We start from the raw sequence: 20,980 nt of genomic DNA, 5'->3' as shown, positions 1-20,980 counted from the left end.
ACGGGCCCCGGCATAGGTCTTCCCGCCACGCGCCGTCGCCGCTGCCGCCGTCGGCAGACACTTGCCCCACCCGCGCGAGGAGCCGCCATGCGCTACTACGAGGACATCGAGGTCGGCGACGTCACCGAACACGGCACCTACGAGATGACGAAGGAGGAGATCGTGGAGTTCGCCGAGCAGTACGACCCCCAGCCGTTCCACACGGACGAGGAGGCGGCGAAGGACTCCATCTTCGGCTCGCTCGCCGCGTCGGGCTGGCACACCGCCAGCGTCTGTATGCGCCTGCTTGTCGACGGCGTGCTCGAAGACCAGGCCTCGCTGGGTGCGGCCGGGGTGGACGAGTTGCGGTGGAAGCAGCCGGTCTACCCGGGCGATGAGCTGACCGTGCGGGTCGAGACCGTCGAGAAGGAGCCCCACCCCACGGACCCGACGCGCGGCCGGGTGAACTCTCGGATGACCGGCATCAACCAGGACGGGGAGGAAGTGATCTCGTGGATCGGCCTGGGGATGGTGAAGCGGCGCGAACCGCTTGACGAGGCGCCTGGGGAGTAGAACAGAGGTCACGGATCCGTTACTTCGGCCACTACCAGTGCTGGTGAGCCTGACATCCTGTTGAAAGCCCCCGCTCGCTCGACCGTCCGGGGCTCGCTGTGCTCCTCGCTCCCTGCGGTCGCTGCGGTGCTTGCGTCGCCCGGGACGGGCCGAGCGAGCGGCCCCTTTCAGTCCCACCCCGTTGCTGGGTCGGCCGAGCGACGTGCGTGGTGGTTCCACCGGGGCGCTAGCGTCCCCACACCTCCCCGCGCTCGCGCCGCCGTGTTCCCGGGGCTCGGCGGCAGAGCGCCTCGCCCCCTCCACGGGATGGCGCGAGCGCGCTTCCTGTTCGTGGAACCTGCCAGCCGACCAACTGCCACCCGGCCGGGAGTGCGTGGCGAGCCCCTTGTGGGTGAGCCCGCGCGACCCGGGGAAGGGCAGGGTCACAGCGAGCCTCGACAGCCAGTATCGGATGGGACTGAAAGGGGTCGGGCGGCTGGCGGCTCCGCCGTCCTCAGAACGCGAAGCGTTCTGATGGGCTGCACGAGAGCTTCGCTCTCGTGAACGCCAGCTAATAGATTGTCGGCTTCGCCGACAATCCGCTCCGCGGTTCCCGGGCGACGCAAGCACCGCAGGGAGCGAACGAAGTGAGCGACCGAGGAGCACAGCGAGCCCCGGAGCCCGGAGCGCCCGGGGGCTTTCTACCCAGTCCCATCGTCACCGTCGTCGGCAGGCAAGTATCCAGCAGAGACCAGCACAACATCGTACGCCCGCGACCGACAGACGTTTTCGGGCCCCACTCTACCCACACCACAATGACCAAGGAGTACATCGAGGTCCGCGGTGCGGAGGAGCACAACCTCAAGGACCTCGACGTGCGCATCCCGCGCGAGGAGTTCACGGTCGTCACGGGCCTCTCGGGGTCGGGGAAGTCCTCGCTCGCGTTCGAGACGGTGTACGCGGAGGGGCAGCGCCGCTACATCGAGTCGCTGTCGGCGTACGCCCGCAACTTCCTCGGCCAGATGGACAAGCCGCAGGTCGAGACCGTCGAGGGACTCTCGCCCGCCATCTCCATCGACCAGAAGAACGCCGCCAACAACCCCCGCTCGACCGTCGGGACCGTCACCGAGCTCCACGACTACCTGCGCCTGCTCTACGCCCGCGTCGGGACGCCGCACTGCCCGGAGTGTGGCCGCGAGGTGGGCGAGCAGTCGGCCTCGAACATGGTCGACCGCATCCTCGAACTGCCGGAGGGCACCCGCGCGAAGCTCTGCGCCCCCGTCGTCCGCGACCAGAAGGGGGCGTTCGCGGACCTGTTCGACGAGCTCGTCGCGGAGGGCTACTCCCGCGTGGAGGTCGACGGCGAGGAGTACGACCTCGCGGTCGAGAAGCCCGACCTCGACGAGAACTACAACCACACGGTCGACGTGGTGGTCGACCGCGTGAAGGTCTCACACGAGGCGCGCTCGCGCATCACCGACTCCGTCGAGACGGCGCTGGAGGAGGCCGACGGCGTCCTGAAGGTCGTCCTGCCGGACCCCCCCGAGGGCGTGGACCTGGGGAGTGAGACGCGCTCGACGGGCGCGCTCGGCGCCGACGGGGACGATGCGGAGGACGACGACGCGGCCGACCGCCTGGTCGTCTCCTTCTCCGAGGAACTGGCCTGCACGCACTGTGGCATCGACCTGCCCGAGATCGAGACGCGGTCGTTCTCGTTCAACTCGCCACACGGCGCCTGCCCCGAATGTGAGGGCATCGGCGAGACGAAGGAGGTCGACCCGGACCTCGTCGTGACGGACGCCTCGAAGCCGCTGAAGGACGTGTTCGAGCCGTGGAGCTACTCGCGGTCGTACTACCGGACCCGGCTGGACGCGGTGGCCGAGCACTTCGGCGTCCCCCTGGACACGCCGTTCGAGGCGCTCGACGCCGACGTGCAGGACGCCTTCCTCTACGGGACGACCGAGGACGTCGTGTTCAAGCGCCAGACGAAGAACGGCACGCGGCGCAAGGAGAAGCCGTTCGAGGGCGTCATCCCGAATCTCTCGCGGCGCTACGTCGAGACCGACTCGGAGGGCACCCGCGACCACATCGAGAAGTACATGGCCACCACGACGTGCCCGGCCTGCGAGGGCTCGCGGCTCAAGCCCGAGTCCCGCGCGGTGCTCGTCGCCGGCACCTCGCTCGCCGAGGTCAACCGGCTCAGCATCGGTGACGCGCTGGCGCACTTCGAGGGGATGGAAGAGGGGATGACCCAGCGCCAGCGCACCATCGCCGAGGAGATCCTCAAGGAGATCCGCGCCCGCCTCGGCTTCATGGACGAGGTCGGGCTGGAGTACCTCACCCTCGACCGCGAGGCCTCGACGCTCTCGGGCGGGGAGAGCCAGCGCATCCGGCTGGCCACGCAGGTCGGCTCCGGCCTCGTCGGCGTACTGTACGTGCTGGACGAGCCGTCCATCGGCCTCCACCAGCGCGACAACGACAAGCTGCTGGACACGCTGGAGGGGCTGCGCGACCTCGGGAACACGCTCGTCGTCGTCGAACACGACGAGGAGACGATGTGGCGCGCGGACAACGTCATCGACATGGGGCCCGGCCCCGGCAAGCGCGGCGGCGAGGTCGTCGTCAACGGCGACGTCGAGGACGTGATGAGCGAACCACGCTCGATCACGGGCGACTACCTCGCCGGTCGGCAGGCCATCCCGGTCCCGGACGAGCGCCGCGACGCCGACGGCCACATCCACGTCTCCGGCGCCCGCCAGCACAACCTGAAGGACCTCGACGTGGACGTCCCCCTGGGCAACTTCACGGCCATCACGGGCGTCTCCGGGTCGGGCAAGTCGACGCTGCTCCACGAGATCCTCTACAAGGGCCTCGTCCGGCGGATGAACGACACGGACGTCAACCCGGGCGACCACGACGACATCCAGTACGAGGGCATCGAGACGGTCCGGCTCATCGACCAGTCGCCCATCGGCCGGACGCCGCGCTCGAACCCGGCGACGTACACGGGCGTCTTCGACCACATCCGCGAGCTGTTCGCCGAGACCAAACTGGCGAAGCAGCGTGGCTACGAGAAGGGCCGCTTCTCGTTCAACGTCAAGGGCGGGCGCTGTGAGGGCTGTGGCGGCCAGGGCACCGTCAAGATCGACATGAACTTCCTCTCGGACGTGTACGTCCCCTGCGAGGACTGCGACGGGGCCCGCTACAACGACGAGACGCTCGACGTGACCTACAAGGACGCCACCATCGCGGACGTGCTGGACATGAGCGTCGAGGAGGCCTACGAGTTCTTCGAGGGCCACACCGGCATCCGCCGGCGGCTCGAGCTCCTGATGGACGTGGGGCTGGACTACATGCGCCTCGGCCAGCCCTCCACGACGCTCTCGGGCGGGGAGGCCCAGCGCGTGAAGCTCGCGGAGGAACTCGGCAAGAAGGACCGCGGCGAGGCGCTCTACCTGCTCGACGAGCCGACGACGGGCCTGCACTCGGCGGACGAGCGCAAGCTCATCGACGTGCTCCACCGGCTGACCGACGCGGGTAACACCGTGGTCGTGGTCGAGCACGAGCTCGACCTCGTGAAGAACGCCGACACCATCATCGACCTCGGGCCGGAGGGTGGCGAGGGCGGCGGGCAGGTCGTCGCGCAGGGCACGCCCGAGCACGTCGCCCGCCAGGACGACTCGCACACGGGGCGCTACCTGCGGGACCACCTCGACGTGGATCTGGAGGGCCCCCGCGCCGAGCGCGAGCGCGAGCGGGCGGCACTGCGCGAGCGGGCGAACGAGCGCGTGGCCGAACTCCGGGGCGACGCGGAGGCCGACGCCGAGGCGGCCGCCGGGGACGACTAGCCGTCGTCCGTCTTCCGGTCGGGCCTCGCCCGCGGCAGCGACAGCCGGACGATGCTCCCCCGCGGGTCGCGGTCCTCGATCTCGATCTCGCCGCCGACGTTCGTGACCGTCCAGCGGACGAACCAGAGGCCGAGGCCGGTGGCGTGTTCGAGCGGCGTCTCGTGGCCGCGCTGGAGCGCGCTCCGCTCCAGCTCACCGATGCCGGGGCCGTCGTCGGCCACCTCGATGGTCACCCGGTCCTCGTCGGCTCGGACCTGGAGTTCGACGGCCGGCCGGTCTCCGTCGTGGTGGGTGATGGCGTTCCCGACCAGCTCGTCCAGCGCGAGTTCCAGCGTCTCGTGGCCGCGGACCAGGGCGGTGTCGGGCGCCGAGACGGCGATGGCCGCGTCGGGGTGCTCCTCCCGGTGGACCGCCACGACCTGGCGGGCGACCGCAGCGACGTCGATGGTCGTCGGCTCCCCCTCCGGACTGATACTGGGGTGGAACTTCCGGGTCCGGTCGCTGAGTGCCAGCAGTTCCTCGCCGGCCCGCCGGATCGCCGCGGCCTCGGAGACGGGGTCGTCGCTCCCCGCCTCGATGTTCCTGGCCCGCGCCAGCATGATGTTCATCTTGTTGCGGAGGTTGTGTCGGAGGACGCGGTCGAACACCGAGAGGCGACGCTCGTTCTGGCGGAGCTCCGTCACGTCGCGACAGACGCCGACCGTGCCGAGGAACGCGCCGTCCTCCCCCGTGAGCAGGGTGATGTTGATCTCGAACTGTCGGACGACGCCGTCGGTGGTCCTGAGGGTCGTCTCCAGCGTCTCGAAGGTCTCGTCGGACCGGAGCAGCCGCTCGATGAGCGACCGGCCCCTCGCCACGCCCTCCTCGGGCATCACCATCGAGACGTGCGAGCCCACGAACGCCTCGCGGTCGTAGCCCAGCTCCTCGACCATCGCGTCGTTGACGAGCGTGAACCGTCCCTCGGTGTCCAGCGCGTACACCGGGTCCGGCGCGGCGTGCAGGATGGCCTCGAACTGCTCCAGTTCGCGCTCGCGGGCGACCCGCTCGGAGACGTCGCGCCCGATGCCCGCATAGCCCACCGTCTCCCCGTCGACCTCGATGCGGGCGTTGGCGAACTCGTACGGGATGCGCTCGCCGTCGAGCGTGACGGTCTCCGTCTTGACGGTCGCCGTCCCATCGCCGTCGCTGACCTTCCCGAGCGCCTCGGCCACCCGCGGCCGATCGGGCTCCGGGATGAACGAGAACGGGCCGAGCTGCCGTATCAGCTCGTCCGTGCAGCCGGTCACCTCGTTGAACCGGTCGTTCCACCGGACGTACGTCCCCTCGGTGTCGAACATGTAGAACACGTCCGGGACGGCGTCGAGGATGGCCTCGGTGACGGCCTGCTCCTCCTGGAGTTCGCGCTCGCGCTGCTTCAGCGGGGTGATGTCGCGCCCCTCCGCAACGAGCAGCTCCACTCCCCCGTCGGCGTCGGTCACGGGCTTGAGCGTGAACGCCAGCGCCAGATCCCCGCTGCTCAGGGTCAGGTCGAGCTCACCACGGACCAGTTCGCCCGCGGCGGCTCGCTCGATGGCGTCCTCGACGACGGGGCGGCTGTCGTCGTCGAACCACTCCGTCTCCGGGAACGGGTGGCCGACCACGTCCCCCCGGGTGGCGTCGATGGCGTCCAGCGCAGCGGCGTTGGCCTCGACGACCGTCCCGTCCGGTTCGAGCAGTCCCGCGAACTGGTCGGCGTTGTCGAGGATGGCCTCGTACCGGCGCTCGCGCTCGCGCTCCTCGGTCACGTCCTCCTGGAAGCCAACGAAGTGGGTGACCGTCCCCTCGTCGTCCCGGATGGGGGCGACCGTGAGGCGGTTCCAGAACGGCGTCCCGTCCTGGCGGTAGTTCAGGAGCTGGACCCGCGCCGGCTCGCCGGCCTCGATGGCCCGGCGGAGTTCGGCGACCTGCTCGGGGTCCGTGTCGGCCCCCTGCAGGAAGCGGCAGTTCCGCCCGAGTGCCGTCGCGGCGTCGTAGCCCGTTATCTCCTCGAACCGGTCGTTGATGTAGACGAGCGGGTTGTCGGGCTGGCGGTAGTCGCTGATGGAGATGCCGACGGCGGCCTCGTCGATAGCGCGCTGGAACAGCCGGAGCTGGTCGCGCTGCTCGGCCAGCGCGAGCGACATGTTGCGGTCGCGGGCGAGCGAGGCGACGCGGGCGTCGAGTTCGAGCTTCCCGGTCGGGAGCTCGACCACGTCGTCGATGGTCTCCCCCAGCGCGTCGGACAGCCAGGGGGTGTTGGTCGGCTGCCCCCGGAGCAGGAGCAGGACCGGGAGCTGGACCGGCTCGGCCGCGGCCCGCCGGCCGCTCAGCTTCGTCGCTACCTCCGGGTACCAGTCCGAGCCCACCAGACAGAGGTCGAACGTCGGCCACTCCTCGTCGGGTGTCGCCGTCAGGACCTCGTAGCCGTCGGCGAGCTGCTCGACGAACAGTTCGCGGTCGCGCCTGTGGGCGACCAGGACCAGCACCCGCAGCTGTCCGTCGGCGCGAGCGCCGAGGGCGGCCGCGTCTATCGTTCCCATTGGTCCCGGTTCCCGTGTTCAGTCGTCGGTGTCGACCCGTTTCGGTGTGCCCGTGAGGACGCCCCGCAGGTCCGTCATCGGGGGCCCGATGGTGAGCCCGCCCTCACCGATCTCGAGTTCGCGGAGCGTCCGCTCGAAGCTGCCGAGGCGCTTCTTCAGCACGCCGACTGCCTTCCGTATCTCCCCGTCCAGCTCCAGGTAGCGCAGGAACAGGATGCTGTCGGCGAGGTAGCTGATGTTCTCCTGTGTCGCCGCGAACTCGCCGGCCACGGACTGTTGCTCCTCGATGAGGATGACGGTGACGCCGACGTTCCGGAGGTAGCGACAGAGCCGGTGGAGGTGTTCGAGCAGGCCGGCCTCGTCCCGCAGCGAGAGCCGGTAGCCCGCGGTCCCGTCGATCATCACCACCTCGGTGCCGTTCTCCTCGACGTCGGTGCGCACCCGGTGTGCGAACTCGTCGGCCGAGAGGTCCATCGGCTCGATCTCCTCGACGCCGAGCGACCCCCGTTCGATCATCTCGTCGACCGGCACCCCGATGGCCTCCGACCGGTATCGGAACTGCTCGTCGGCCTCCTCGAACAGGTAGATGGTCGAGCGCTCGCCGCGCTCGGCAGCCTGCTTCATGAAGTGGGTGCCGGTGGTGGTCTTGCCGACGCCGGACGGGCCCGTGACGACGCTGACGGTCCCGCGCTCGAAGCCGCCGCCGAGGAGCTGGTCGAGCTCGTCGACCCCCGAGGAGAGGACCTCGCGGGTGAACTCGCGGTCGTAGTCGCCGGGCACCAGCGACGGGAAGACGTGGACGCCGTCCCCGCGGATGCGCAGTGCGTGCGAGCCGCCGCGGAAGTCCGACCCTCGGAGCTTCTCCACCTCGATGCTACGCCCCGACCCGCTCCGCGAGATGGTCACGATGCCGTCACCGAGGAACTGCAGGTCGTCGTCGGGGTGGCTGGCGGTCGGCTGCGTGGTGTAGATGGCGGTCGCGTCGCGGTCCTTCAGGAACGCCGTGAGCGAGGCCATCTCCTGGCGGAACTGGTAGTTGTCGGGCGAGAGGAGGCGAAAGCCCGTCAGCGGGTCGATGACGACCCGCCCGGGGTCGCGCTCGCGGACGGCCTCGACGATCCGCTCGGCGGGCTCGTGCCCCTCCACCTCGGCGGGTTCGAACGCGGTGTAGCTCCGGTCCTCGAGGAACCGGTCGGCGTTCGGGCTCAGGTCGAGGATCTCCACGCCGTCGAGGTCCAGCCCCAGCGTCGACGCGTTCCGGCGGAGGTCCGCGGCGGGTTCCTCGAACGCGACGAACAGCGGGTCGTCGTCGGCCTCGACGCCGGCGGTCAGGAAGTGGAGTGCGACGATGGTCTTCCCCGTTCCGGGCCCACCCCGGAGCACGTACGCCCGGCCAGCGGGGAGTCCACCGCCGAGGAGTTCATCGAGCCCCCCGATCCCGGTCGACGCACGCTCGAATCCGGCCTTGCCGTCCATTGTCCTATATATCCCTATCTATGGTGATAATACTACCGGCCATTCGGGTCGCTTCCGGGGGTTTCATCGGGTTTAGTAACTGGTGATTGGCGGTGTAGAACCGGGGAACGACCCTCTCGGCCCTGCTCGGCTACTCCTCAGGTGGCGATCTCTGGGACGCGCCCCCGTGGGCACGCTGATGTGTCCGCGCGCCGTAGTCGGTGCCATGCTCTCACTCCTCGCACTCGAAGACGGACTGCGTGCGATTCCCCCCGACGCCGGCGTCGCGACCGGATACCTCCCCGGCCACCGGGTCGAGTGCCTCGCCGGCACCGGGGGGGCGGTCCTGGCCGGAACGTTCGACGACGGGCTGTGGCGGGCGGCCGACCTCGAGGCCGGCGACGGCGCGACCGACCCATCGTTCGAACGCGTCGCGCCGGAGACGCTCCCCGGGCGCGTGACCGCGCTCGCGACGGCGCCGAGCGACCCGGACGTGGTCTACCTCGGGGCCGAGCCGAGCGAGGTGTACCGCTCGGACGATGCGGGCGAGACGTGGCGTGAGTGCGCGCCGCTCACCGACCTGCCCTCCGCGGCCGAGTGGTCGTTCCCGCCGCGCCCGGATACCCACCACGTCCGGACGCTGGCGGTCCATCCCGAGGACCCCGAGCGCCTGTACGTCGGCATCGAGGCCGGCGCGTTCGTCCGGAGCGCGGATGGGGGAGCGTCGTGGACGGAGCGCCCGCCCGGCAGCCGCTACGACAACCACGCCCTCGCGACGCACCCGGACGCCCCCGACCGGGTGTACGCGGCCGCGGGCGACGGGTACGCGCAGTCCGCGGATGCGGGCGCCTCCTGGGACCACCCGACCGCTGGCCTCGAACACGGCTACGTCTGGGGGCTGGCCGTGGACCCCGGGGACCCCGACCGGGTGTACGTCTCCGCAGCGCACGGCGCGTACGCGGCGCACCGGGTCGCGAGTGCCGACGCGCACGTCTATCGTCGTGACGGCGAGGGGAACTGGCGGCGCTTCGACGGGGAGACGCTGGGCGCGGGAGTGCCGGTCGGTGAGGGCGTCTGCCGGGCGGTCCTGGCGGCGCCCGCGCCCGACGAACTGCTCGTGTGCACCAACCGCGGCCTGTTCCGGTCGACCGACGCCGGCGCCTCGTTCGAGCAGGTGGCCGGTGGCGAATGGGGTGTTCCGCGAGCCCTGGTGTGTCTGTAGTACACACCTCAGTAATATTCTGGGTTCTATTCTTGAATCCTGAATATCGATAGAAGTCTCTCTATATATGATGGGTGTGTGTTACAGATCGAAAATAAGTCGGTCTGCTTGATGGTGGCAGAGCGGCCTGTGACCCCCGCTATTGCACCTCGGGCACGTGCCGACCACGGTGAAACGGCTCCTGGATTCCCGGGCGTCGAGCGGGCAGGGGCGCTCTACCCAGTGGGGCCGGTCGAGGTCCAGCATCCCCGATAGTTCGTTGGAGGCGTGCTGGGTACAGGGTGCGAGTCAGTCACCACGTCCGGAGAGCGCTCCGCCCTGCGGCCGGATGTCCGCCCGTCGCAGGAGCTGTGCGTTCACCGCCACAATGACCGTACTCGCGGACATCAGCACGGCGCCGAGTGCCGGCGAGAGGAGGATACCCAACGGGGCCAGGATGCCCGCAGCCAGCGGCACGGCGAACACGTTGTAGCCCGCGGCCCACACGAGGTTCTCCTGCATCTTCCGGTAACTCCGCTTGCTGAGGCGCACGAGCGCCACCACGTCACGCGGGTCGTTCTCCACGAGGACGACGTCGGCCGACTCGACGGCGACGTCGGTGCCGGACCCGATGGCGATACCGACGTCCGCACGTGTCAGTGCGGGCGCGTCGTTCACGCCGTCGCCGACCATCGCCACCAGCCGGCCCGCACGCTGGAGTTCGACGATCTTCTCGTCCTTGTCCTCGGGCAGTACCTCGGCGAAGTAGGTGTCGATGCCGAGGTCGTCGGCCACGGCGCGGGCGACCGCCTCGGAGTCACCGGTCAGCATCGCCACCTCGATACCCATCGCGTGGAGCGCGTCGACGGCCTCGCGGCTCTCCTCGCGGACGACGTCGGCGAGCGCGACGGCACCGACCACTCGCTCCCCGTGGACGAGGTAGACGACACCGCGGCCGAGCGACCCCATCTCCTCGGTGAACGATTCGATGACCTCGCTGCGGTCGACGTCCATCTCTCGGAGCAGGTTCGGGCCGCCGACGTACACCGTCTCCTCGGCCGTCCCGCCGTCGCCCCCGACGAGCGCCGTGTCGGCCTCGACCGTCGCCCGGACGCCACGCCCCTCCAGTGCCTCGAACCCGCTCGCGTCGGGGACATCGAGGCCTCGCTCCGCCGCGTGTTCGCGGATCGCCGCCGCGATCATGTGTTCGGAGTCCCCTTCGGCGGCGGCCATCAGTCGGAGGGCGTCGTCCTCGCTCCAGCCGTCGGTCGTCGCCACGTCCACGACGCCCTGTTCGCCCTTCGTGAGCGTCCCGGTCTTGTCGAAGACGACGATGTCGAGGTTCCGGGCCTCCTCCATCGCGATGCGGTCGCGGACGAGCATCCCGTTGCGGGCGGCCAGCGAGGTGTTGATGGCGACGACCAGCGGGACGGCCAGCCCGAGCGCGTGCGGACAGGCGATGACGAGGACGGCGACCACCCGTTCGACCACGGTGAGGCCGAACCCGACGGCGACCGTCCACGCGACGGCCGTGACGACCGCGGCCCCGAGGGCTCCGTAGAACAGCCACCCGGCCGCGCGGTCGGCGAGCACCTGTGTCCGCGACCGGCTCCGCTGGGCCTCCTCGACGAGACGCATGATACCCGAGAGGGTGGTCTCCTCGCCGGTCGCGGTCACCCTGACCCGCAGACTCCCGCTCCGGTTGGTCGTCCCGCCGATGACCTCGTCGCCCGGCGTCTTCTCGACGGGCGCGGACTCGCCGGTGACCAGCGCCTCGTTGACCTTCGACTCGCCCTCCTCGACGACGCCGTCGGCGGGGACGTTCGCCCCCGGGCGGACGAGGACGAGGTCGCCCGCAGCGAGGTCGGCGACCGCCACCTCCTCCGTCTCGCCCGCCTCGGTCACCCGCTCTGCGGTGTCCGGCATCAGGTCTGCCAGTTCGTCGAGCGCACCCGAGGCCCGCCGGACGCTCCGCATCTCGATCCAGTGGCCGAGCAGGAAGATGACGATGAGCGTGACGAGCTCCCAGAAGAACGGCTCGCCGACGCCGGAGACGACGACGCCGAGGCTGTAGACGAACGAGACGGTGATGGCCAGCGAGATGAGCAGCATCATCCCCGGTTCGCGATTGCGGACCTCGACGGCGCCCATCCGCAGGAACGGGATGCCACCGTAGGCGAAGACGAGAACACCGAAGACGGGGGCGACGAACTCGCTCCCGGGGACCGAGACGGCGGTGAACCCGAGCCACGACTGGAGGGACGCGCTGTAGTAGAGGACGGGGATCGCCAGCGCGAGGCTGACGACAAACCGGCGTCTGAACATCGCCTCGTGGTCGGAGTGGTCGACCATCGCGCCGTGGTCGTGTCCCCCATCGTGGTCCTGCCCACCACCGTGGTCGTGTCCCTCGCCGGCATCGGTCGCGCCGTGGGCGGCGTGTGCCGTCCGCTCGGCATCCGTTCCGCCTCGCGTCGGGCGGTAGCACTCACACACCCGACAGCCCGGGCACGCGCGGTCGGTGCGCCGCTCGTGGTGGGCGTGACTGGCGTGTTCGTCGTCCTCGTGAGCCGCCTGGTGGTCGGCCATCGGCGTCACTCCGACTCGCCGAGCCGCTCACGGCGGCGTTCGAACTCCTCGTCCGAGAGGTCGCCGCGAGCGTACGCGAGGCGGAGTTCCTCGAGCGCGGGGTCCGCGGACTCGTCGACCGTCCCGGCGAGACCACGGTAGAGCAGGTAGCCGAGTCCGCCGAGGACGACCAGCGGAACGAGCCACATCACGACCCACACCCACGACCCGCCACCGGCACCCCACATCCCGGTGTCGGCCATGTGGCTCCATCCGCCCCCCCACATCCCCATCATCGGCATCATGAACGCCATCCCGAGTACCGGAAGGAGCAGGATGGCACCGAGGGCGATCAACAGCGTGCTGGAGAGCGGTTCGGTCTGTGTCATGGGTGGTCTCGTCGGGTCGTCTCGGTCGGTCATCGATACCTCGTGCGTGGCCGGCGACTCAGGCCGAAGCCTCGTAGCCGGCGTCCTCGACGGCGGCGACGAGCGTGTTCGGGTCGGCCTCGCCCTCGACCGTCGCCGTCCCGGCGGTGCGGTCGACCGTGACGTCGGTGACGCCGGAGACAGCCTCGATGGCGTCAGAGACCGTCCGCTCGCAGTGGTCGCAGGACATCCCGTTCACGGTGATGGTGGTCGCCATACGTGTGAACGTACGGGCTGAAATTCTTTGCCGGTTTCGCCTTCGAATCGAAAGTCGCTCGGCGAGACGGAGCTGCGTGAGTGACGGGCTCTCGTAGCGTATCAGTCCTGTTCGGGGGCGCTCCGAACGACCCGGAGGGACGTCGGGTCGGCTATTCGGCTTTCGAATCGTGTGTGTTCCACCGCTCGACCCTCGGTTTTCCAGTCGGATTCCGGAAGTGCGTGTCGGGGCGTGCGAGAGGTGGTTGGTGTGCTGGATATATCCCCTGTGTCCCGCACAGGCTTTCGGCCGGGACCGGAGAGTTCCAACGGAGTCTCCCGGTGCTGTCCGGCCGCTCCGGTCGCCGTCGGCACCACCGAGCAACAAGCTACTTAGCCGGGAATCCCCCAGACATCGAGTAGATGTACGATTTCGTCGTCGTCGGCTGCGGCCCCGCAGGCGCGCGGTTCGCCCGGAGCGCGGCCGATCGGGGCCGCGACGTGCTCGTCCTCGAGCAGGGCGAGGTGGGGAAGCCCCTCGCCTGCTCCGGGCACGTCTCGCTGGACATCTGGGACTACGTCCCCGACGGGGCCCGCGAGGAGCTGTTCCAGAACGCCATCCGCGGCGCCCGGTTCCACCTCGGCGGGGCGGACTCGCCGGCCTACGCGTTCCACCGCGACGAGCCCATCTCGAACGCCATCGATCGGGTCGGCCTCGACCGGACGCTCGCCGAGGCCGCCGCGGACGCGGGCGCCGACGTGCGCAACCACCACACCGTGACAGCCGTCGACGAGCGCCGCGACTCGGTGGCCGTCACGGCCCGTGGCCCGGACGGGACCGAGCGCCACGAGGCCCGGATGGTCGTCGGCGCGGACGGCCCGCGCTCGCGGGTCCGCGACGAATGCGGCCTCCCCGAACCCGACGAGTTCCTCCACGGCGTCCTCGGGTTCGACGAGGACCCCGACCCCCAGGACTTCGTCGACGTCCACCTCACCGTCCCGCGCTTCTTCGCCTGGCGCATCCCGCGGGGCGACGCGGGCGTCGAGTACGGGCTGGCGGTCTCGCCCGGCGAGGACGAGCGCGCCCGGTTCGAGGCCCTCTGCGAGGACTACGGCGTCACGCTGGACCGGCGCTGCTCCGGGCTCATCCCGGTCGGCCCGCCGAAGCGCGTGACCGGCCGGCGCTCGCTGCTCGTCGGGGACGCCGCCGCCCAGACGAAACCGTTCACCGGCGGCGGCATCCTCTACGGGATGCGCGCGGCCGACCACGCCGCCCGGACCGTCGATCCGGCCGTGCCGGGGACGCTGGGCGACTACGAGCGGGCGTGGCGCGACGAGTTGCGGACCGAGCAACGGCTGGGCCACCTCGTCCGCGCGGGCTATTCGGTCCCGGAACCGCTCCAGCGCGCCGGCCTTCGGGCGTTCTCTGGAGAGATCGGCGTCCACATGGACGAACCCTCGACGCTGTTCTCGCGCGAGCAACTGCGGGCGCTGTTGGGCAAGTAGTTACAAGACGAAATCAGGTTTCTACCAGTAACCGATATTGCGCACTCACGACACGACCGGCGCTCGCTTATCAGCGCCCGGCCCGTACCCCGGCCGTGGCAAAGGACCTCTCCGACATCGCCGGGTTACCGGCGGAGCTGGGTATCGACGACGACCTCGCGCGGGCGGACGCACGGCTCCGCATCCGCCTCGAGAATCGCCGCTACGGCAAGCCCGTCACCATCGTCGAGGGCTTCGACGACACCGACCTCGACGCGCTCGCCTCCGAACTGAAGGGCGCGCTCGGCACCGGCGGGACCACCACCGATGGGACCATCGAACTGCAGGGTGACCACGTCGATCGCGTGCCGGCGCTCCTCCACGAGCGCGGCTTCACCGTCGACGGCTGACCCGCCCCATCACTCGTCCGGGTCGGCGGCCGGAAGCCGGAGTTCGACGACCGCGCCGCCCCCCTCGCGGTCGTCGATGTGCATCGTCCCACCGCTGTTCCTGACCGTCCACTGGACGAACCAGAGGCCGAGCCCGGTGGCGTGCTGGAGCGGGGACTCCGAGCCGGCCTCGAGTGCCCGCCGCTCCAGCACCGGGATGCCGGGCCCGTCGTCGAGGACCCGGACGACCACCTCGTCGCCGGCCCGCTCGACCGCGACGGTCACGGTCGTCCCCGCCCCGCCGTGGGTGGCGGCGTTGTCGACCAGTTCGCCCAGCGCCAGCTCGAACTCCGCGTGGACCAGTGCCCACGCCCGGTCGGGGAGGTCGGCGTCGACCGTCACGTCGTCGTAGCTGGCGCGTGCGGCCTCGACGACGTGGCCGGCGTGGGTAGCGATGTCCTCGACGGCGACCAGGTCCATCCCGGCGGGGTCCAGCGTGTCGTGGAACGTCCGGGCGGCCTCGCCGAGCCCCAGCAGCTCCTCCGCGGCCGCCTCGATGGACGCCCCCGCCTCCACGGCCGCCGGGTCGGTGGCCTCCCTCTGGATATCCTGGGCCCGCGCCAGGACCACGTTCATCTTGTTGCGGAGGTTGTGCCGGAGCACGCGGTCCAGGACCGACAGCCGGCGCTCGTGTTCGGTGAGGTCGCTCACGTCGTGGCTCACGCAGACGAGCCCCTGGAAGCCGTCGGCATCGAACTTCGGTGAGACCGTCGTCTGGTAGTACCGGGGCCGCCCCGACGCGTCCGTGATGACCGTCTCGACGGTGATGGGGTCGTCATCGTCGCGGGCGTAGAGCTTGGTGGCGGCGTCACCGAGCGCCTCCGCGTGGGCGTCGCCGAACACCGTCGAGACGTGCTCGCCGAGCAGCTCCTCCCGGTTGCGGCCGAACAGCCCGGCGAGCGCACCGTTGACCAGCGTGAGCCGCAGGTCGGCGTCAAGCGTGTAGATGGGCTCGTCGGCCGTCTCGACGATGCGCTCGTGCCGCTGCAGGAACTTCTCGCGGCGCTTGGGTCCGGTGATGTCCCGGACGACACCGCGGACGACCGTCGTGTGGCCGTCCTCGACCTGCGGCTCGCCGGTGACCCGGACCCAGCGCGTCGGCTCGGTGGCCACCTCGATCTCGATGTCGAACGACTCGAACTCGACGACGGCTCGCTCCATGGCCCTCTCCATCCGGTTCCGGGACGCCGGCGTGTACAGCGCCATGACCGACTCCGCGGTCGGCTCGAACGACGCCAGCTGGCCGTGGATGTCCCACACCTTCCCGTCCCACCACACCTCCTCGGTATCGGGGTCGTACTCCCAGGCGCCCACGTCGGCGATGTCACGCGTCTGACGGAGCTGTGCGACCGTCCGTTCGAGTTCCCGCTCGCGTTCCTTCCGGGCGTGGATGTCCTGGAAGGCACCGCGCACCACCCGCCGTCCGTCGACGACCTCGGGCTCACCGATGGTCCGGACCCATCGGACGTCGCCGCTCGGCCGGACGATCCGGAGTTCGAGGTCGTACGGCTCGCCCTCTTCGAGGGCCCGCTCGAACGCCTCGGCGATGATCGGGCGGTCCTCCGGGTGATAGAGGTCGATGGCCTCCTCGACGTCGGGTTCCTCCGTCGCGGGGTCGAGGCCGCTGATGCGGTAGACCTGCTCGGACCACATGAGCTCCTCGGCCGCGGGGTCGTACTGCCAGCCCCCGACGTCCGCGATGCGCTCGGCCCGGTCGAGCATGTCCACCGTCCGCTCGAGTTCGCGCTGCCGCTCGATCCGGCCCGTGATGTCGCGTGCCAGCCCGACGACGCCCTCGATCTCGCCGTCGCGGGTCAGGGGGGAGAGACCGATCTCGACGACCACCGCCCCGTCCACGAGCGACAGCTCGGTGACGACCTCGGCGTTCTCGCGCTCGCCGGCCAGTATCGCCTCGGCAGCCCCGACGTACTCCGTGTACGCCTCGGCGTTGGGGAAGAGCGTGTCCCGGAACGTGTCGGTGGGCTTCCCGACTATCTCCTCGCGGGTCAGTCCGGCGGATTCGGCCGCGTTGCTGTCGGCGAACACCACCTCGAGGCGCTCGTCGAGCACCCACGCCGCCTCCGGGACCGTCTCCAGCACCGTCTCGTACCGCTCCAGTTCCTGTTCGCGCTTCTTGCGATCGGAGATGTCCTGGATGGTCCCGCGTATCACGTCGCCGTCCCCGCTGGTGGGTTCGCCGCGCAGCCGGACCCACTGCTCCCGGTCGTCGGCGGTGACGACCCGGACCTCGAGGTCGAACGGCTCACCGGTCTCCAGGGTGTTCTCGATGGCCGCCAGCACCTCCGCCCGGTCGTCGGGATGGTAGAACTCGGGGACACCGTCGAGGTCGGGCTCGTACGACGGCGACAGGCCGAGGATGTCGTAGGTCTGGGACGTCCACACGACGTCCCCGGTGTCGAAGTCGTTCTCGAAGCCGCCGATCTCGGCGATCTCGCCGCTCCGGTCGAGCAGATCGAGGGTCCGCTCCAGTTCGGCCTGGCGCGCCATCCGCTCGGTGATGTCCTGGAAGGTCCCCCGGAACGTCTCGACCTCGCCGTCCACCACGACCGGCTCGCCGACCGTCCGCACCCACCGGACCTCGTCGTCGGCCCGCACGACGCGGAGGTCGAGGTCGAACGGCTCCCCCTCCGAGAGCGCGGCCGCGATGGCGGCCTCGATGCGTGGCCGGTCCTCCGGGTGGTAGAACCCCAGCGCCTCGTCCAGGGGTGGTTCCTCGCCGACCGGGATGCCGAGGAGCTCGAACAGCTGGTCGGTCCAGGTGAGTTCCAGCGTCTCCGCGTCGACCACCCAGCCCGCGACATCGGCCATCGACTGGGTCCGGTCCAGCAGGTCGACCGTCCGCTCCAGCTCCCGCTCGCGCTCCCGTCGCTCCGTGATGTCCTGGATGGTCCCCCGGAGCATCTCGACCTCGCCGTCGACGCTCTCCGGTTCGCCACGCACGCGGACCCAGCGGACCTCGCCGTTCGGCCGCTGGATGCGCAGTTCCATGTCGAACGGCTCGGCCGTCTCCAATGCGTCCTCGACGGCTGCCTCGACGCGGGACCGGTCCGCCGGGTGGTAGAGTTCGAGCGCCTTCTCGAGCGGTGGCTCCTCGCCGACCGGAAGCCCGACGATCTCGTACACCTGCTCGGTCCAGAGCACGCCCAGCGTCTCGGCGTCGATCTCCCAGCCACCGATGTCGGCGATGGTCTGTGTCTTCCCCAGCAGGTCGACCGTCCGTTCGAGTTCCCGCTCGCGCTCGACCTGTTCCGAGATGTCCTGAACGATGCCGGTGAAGCGGCGCTCGCCCCCCGTCCAGTGTTCGGCGAACGCCAGCAGCAGCGGTATCTCGTGCCCGTCGGCGTGCCGGCCCGGGAGCCGGGACCCGGTCCAGTCGAGCGACCGCTCGCCGGTCTCGACGTACCGCGACAGTCCCTCCCGGTGGGCCTCCCGGAGTCCCTGTGGCATCAGCATCGTCAGCGGCTCGCCGGTCACGGCCTCGGGCGGGTGGCCGAACACCTGCTCGATGGCGGGGTTGGCGTACCGGACGACGCCGTCGCTGTCGATGGTGAGGATAGCGTTGGGTGCGGTCTCCGCGAGCGTGCGGAACCGCTCGCGCTCGGCGTTGAGGCGGAGCGAATCCCGGCGTGCCCGCAGGAGCGAGTCGACCCGGTTCCGGAGGACCGGCCAGGAGGTCGGCAGTGGGAGCACGTCGTCGGCGAGGTCGGCGCTCTCCCGAACGACTTCCTCCCGCTCGTCCGGGCCGACGACGAGCAACACCGGGAGGTGGGGGCCGGTCTCGGCCTTCCGTTCGGCCAGCGCGTCGACCACCGCGGGATACGTGGTCGTGTCGACGAGACAGCAGTCGAACTCCGGGATGCTCCCGTCGGGGTCGCCGACCACGAGGTCGTGGTCGGCGAGTCGCTCGGCGAACAGCTCACGGTCGCGTCCCGGCTCGAGCAACAGCAGCACCCGATCGGCCGGTGGGTCCACCCCCACGGCCCCACCCCCCTGCCCCGAACCGGTCGGTCGTCCCGGGTCCGACCGTTCGCTCACGGCCACCCCCCCTCCCGCCCTGATGGTCCCTGTTCGGTCACGCCGGACGCCCCCCTTCCGTCGTCGCGGTCGGCGGGTCCGCTACGCGTGGGACCGGCCGTCGCGGAACGACAGCGAAGGCGGATGTCCATCAGCCTGGTCCCTAGAGACTGAATGACATCATAAATCCCTGTCGGCCGGGTCCCCCGTGGCCGAATCAGTCGCGCCGTCGGAACAGCAGTGCCGCCAGCAGCAGCCCGAGCACCGCGACCGCGGGCGTGAAGCCGGGCAGCCCGACCGCGGGGGTGGCCGTGGGCGTCTCGGCCGCCGTCTCGGTCGGCGTCTCGGTCGGGGTGGCCGTCGCGGTCGGTGTCGCGGTCGGCGTCGACTCGTCGACCTCGACGCCGCGGATGATGACGGGGTCGGAGGTCAGCGACGCCGTGCTCGCCTCGAGGGTGTGGTTCCCGGTGGAGTCGACGCGGAACCGGAACCGGCCGTCGGACCCGGTCTGCCCGAGCCGCTCGCCGTCGAACCTGATGGTCGCGCCGTTGACCGGCTCGTCGTAGGCGTTCAGGACGGAGACGCCGACGCGGTTCCCGACCAGCACGCGGGTACTATCGGCGGTGAGGTTCAGCTTCGGCGTCCGCTGGATGGTCACGCGGACGTTCTCGCTGCCCTCGCCGATGGTGGCGGTCAGTTCGACCGTCCGGTACCCCTCCTTCGTCACCTCGACCTGCTGCTGGGTGTTGACCGGGACGGTGAACGTCACCCGGCCGTTGGTCGTCCGCTGGGTGCCGATCCCCTCGAGGGTGACCGCGGCGTCGGAGACGGGCCGCGGGTCGTCGAAGTGGTCGTCGACCACGCGGAACTCCGCGTTGACGGTCCCGCGGCGCATCTCGTAGGACCGGATGACGCTCCCGGGCACCGAGAGGGACGTCTCGTTGCGGAAGTAGCCGTCCTTGCGGAAGATGAGCGTGTAGTCATCCTGCTCGATGGTGCCGCTGGAGAACCGGCCGTTCGCGTTCGTCTCCCCCCGCACGACGACGCGCTGGCCGGACCGGATGAACACCGTCGCGTTCTCGACCGGCGTGCTCCCCTCCTCGGTGAACGTCAGCGTCGCCGACCCCTTCCTCGCGACCTCGATGGTCACGTCCTGGGCCTCGGCGTTCGTGACGATCTTCGGGAAGTTCCGGACGTAGGTGTCGTCGCTGATCGTGAGTCGGACGTCCTCCCCCCGTGGGACGTCGATGAGGGTCCGGCCGCTGGAGGTCGTCGTCTCCGTCCGGCTGCCGCCGTCCCAGGTGGCGTTGACCGTCGCCCCACTGACCGGATCACCCGCCTCGTTGACCACCTGCACGTCCAGCGTCACCTGCTCCTGTGTCGCTGCGGCGGTCCCGACGAACGGTGCGGCCGCCGCGACGAGGAGGAGTACACTGAGCAGTACGGCGCGTTGCATATCCGGTCCGAGGTCGGGGGAGCCTAAATATCCGCGGGCTTCTCCGGCACCCCGGATCCCACCGGCTGCCCGGCGGTCACCGCGGTTTCAGCCCATCTCGTCCCCGACCGGTCCCGCCAGCGTGCGAGGGTTCGACCCGGTTCGAGGCTACTGGTCGTCGCGCTCGGCCTCGCTCACGTCGACGGTGACCGGACCGTCGTCGCCGTCGTCACGGTCGGCGTCCGCCTCGGTGTCCGGGTCGTCTCCGCCGTCGCGCTTCCGCCCGCCGAGCAGCGTCTCGCGGAGGTCGTCGGCGAACGACTCGACCTGGTTGCGCAGCGTCGCCACCTCGTCCTCGAACTCCTCGACCGTGCGCTCGACGTAGTAGACCCGCTCGGCGGGAATGCGCCGGACGATGTCCTCGCCGTCGCGCTCGTCGATCTTGCAGATCCAGTGGTCCTGGAAGTACGCCACGTTCTCGTTCTCGAGGGTCAGCTCGGCGGTCCCCTCCTCGGGGTGGTCGTAGACGATGGTCGCCTCTCCGAGTGCTTCGTCCATACCTCGAACCGGGGTCGTCCGACGGATACGTTCTGGGGCCCGCGAACCCGCGCGCTCAGATACCGGCCGGTGGTGGGCTGGCCGTCCGTTCCGCACGGCTCGGCGTCCTGGCGGGGGCAGCGAGCCAGCGGTCTCGGAGCGTGCGCCGACGGAGGGGCCTCCAGCAGCTCCCCGTCGCTGATGTCACCGTGGATCAGTCCGGTAGCTGTGCACGGTCGTCCCGCCACCGAACCACGG

General features: G+C 70.3%; 13 protein-coding genes. 5 read left to right on the top strand and 8 right to left on the bottom strand.

Annotation, left to right across the window (positions count from 1 at the left end; translation table 11 throughout):
- Positions 1-87 precede the first annotated feature (87 nt).
- Both P2T62_RS19015 and uvrA read left to right on the top strand, forming a co-directional pair.
- Positions 88-552, top strand: coding sequence for a MaoC family dehydratase (locus P2T62_RS19015; protein ID WP_276258591.1), 465 nt, complete (start codon positions 88-90; stop codon positions 550-552).
- A 794-nt stretch (positions 553-1,346) separates the two neighbouring features.
- A complete protein-coding gene (gene uvrA / locus P2T62_RS19010; RefSeq protein ID WP_276258590.1) occupies positions 1,347-4,379 on the top strand; it encodes an excinuclease ABC subunit UvrA in 3,033 nt (1,010 codons plus the stop codon).
- On the opposite strand, the gene P2T62_RS19005 is transcribed toward uvrA, so the two are convergent.
- Both P2T62_RS19005 and P2T62_RS19000 read right to left on the bottom strand, forming a co-directional pair.
- Positions 4,376-6,937: a PAS domain S-box protein gene (locus P2T62_RS19005; protein ID WP_276258589.1), complete on the bottom strand. Its 2,562-nt coding sequence runs from the start codon at positions 6,935-6,937 to the stop codon at positions 4,376-4,378. The two genes, uvrA and P2T62_RS19005, sit on opposite strands and share 4 nt — an antisense overlap.
- 18 nt (positions 6,938-6,955) lie before the next feature.
- Positions 6,956-8,413 carry an ATPase domain-containing protein gene (locus P2T62_RS19000; RefSeq protein ID WP_276258588.1) on the bottom strand — a complete coding sequence of 486 codons (1,458 nt, stop codon included), beginning with the start codon at positions 8,411-8,413 and terminating at the stop codon, positions 6,956-6,958.
- Positions 8,414-8,618: 205 nt separating this feature from the next.
- On the opposite strand from P2T62_RS19000, the gene P2T62_RS18995 reads away from it, so the two are divergent.
- Positions 8,619-9,614 carry a WD40/YVTN/BNR-like repeat-containing protein gene (locus P2T62_RS18995; protein WP_276258587.1) on the top strand — a complete coding sequence of 332 codons (996 nt, stop codon included), beginning with the start codon at positions 8,619-8,621 and terminating at the stop codon, positions 9,612-9,614.
- 288 nt (positions 9,615-9,902) lie between these two features.
- Here P2T62_RS18995 and P2T62_RS18990 read toward each other — a convergent pair whose 3' ends face one another.
- From P2T62_RS18990 to P2T62_RS18980, 3 genes are read right to left on the bottom strand one after another with little or no spacing between them, the layout of a single operon-like run.
- Positions 9,903-12,179, bottom strand: a complete 2,277-nt coding sequence (locus tag P2T62_RS18990; protein WP_420028388.1) for a heavy metal translocating P-type ATPase — start codon at positions 12,177-12,179, stop codon at positions 9,903-9,905.
- Positions 12,180-12,184: 5 nt separating this feature from the next.
- Complete coding sequence (locus P2T62_RS18985; protein WP_276258586.1) at positions 12,185-12,547, bottom strand: SHOCT domain-containing protein; 363 nt, start codon at positions 12,545-12,547, stop codon at positions 12,185-12,187.
- A gap of 58 nt (positions 12,548-12,605) precedes the next feature.
- Positions 12,606-12,803: a CopZ family metallochaperone gene (locus P2T62_RS18980; protein ID WP_276258585.1), complete on the bottom strand. Its 198-nt coding sequence runs from the start codon at positions 12,801-12,803 to the stop codon at positions 12,606-12,608.
- Positions 12,804-13,204: 401 nt separating this feature from the next.
- Here P2T62_RS18980 and P2T62_RS18975 point away from each other — a divergent pair, with 401 nt between their 5' ends.
- Positions 13,205-14,287 (top strand): geranylgeranyl reductase family protein, encoded by a 1,083-nt coding sequence (locus tag P2T62_RS18975; protein ID WP_276258584.1) that lies wholly within the window; start codon positions 13,205-13,207, stop codon positions 14,285-14,287.
- Between the two features lie 95 nt (positions 14,288-14,382).
- A complete protein-coding gene (locus tag P2T62_RS18970; protein WP_420028387.1) occupies positions 14,383-14,676 on the top strand; it encodes an SUI1 family translation initiation factor in 294 nt (97 codons plus the stop codon).
- 9 nt (positions 14,677-14,685) lie between these two features.
- Here P2T62_RS18970 and P2T62_RS18965 read toward each other — a convergent pair whose 3' ends face one another.
- The 3 genes from P2T62_RS18965 to P2T62_RS18955 form a co-directional block, all read right to left on the bottom strand.
- Positions 14,686-18,714, bottom strand: coding sequence for a PAS domain S-box protein (locus P2T62_RS18965; RefSeq protein ID WP_276258583.1), 4,029 nt, complete (start codon positions 18,712-18,714; stop codon positions 14,686-14,688).
- Between the two features lie 253 nt (positions 18,715-18,967).
- Positions 18,968-20,206, bottom strand: a complete 1,239-nt coding sequence (locus P2T62_RS18960; protein ID WP_276258582.1) for a PGF-CTERM sorting domain-containing protein — start codon at positions 20,204-20,206, stop codon at positions 18,968-18,970.
- 147 nt (positions 20,207-20,353) lie between these two features.
- The gene (locus P2T62_RS18955) at positions 20,354-20,743 is read right to left on the bottom strand and encodes a hypothetical protein (RefSeq protein WP_276258581.1); all 390 of its coding nucleotides are present in this window, start codon (positions 20,741-20,743) and stop codon (positions 20,354-20,356) included.
- Between the last annotated feature and the right edge of the window lie 237 nt (positions 20,744-20,980).

Origin of the sequence: Haloglomus litoreum, assembly GCF_029338515.1 — an archaeon.
Classification (GTDB): Archaea; Halobacteriota; Halobacteria; order Halobacteriales; family Haloarculaceae; genus Haloglomus; species Haloglomus litoreum.
The sequence above is the reverse complement of the archived record's forward strand: the minus strand, read 5'-3'. Positions and strand labels throughout refer to the sequence as shown.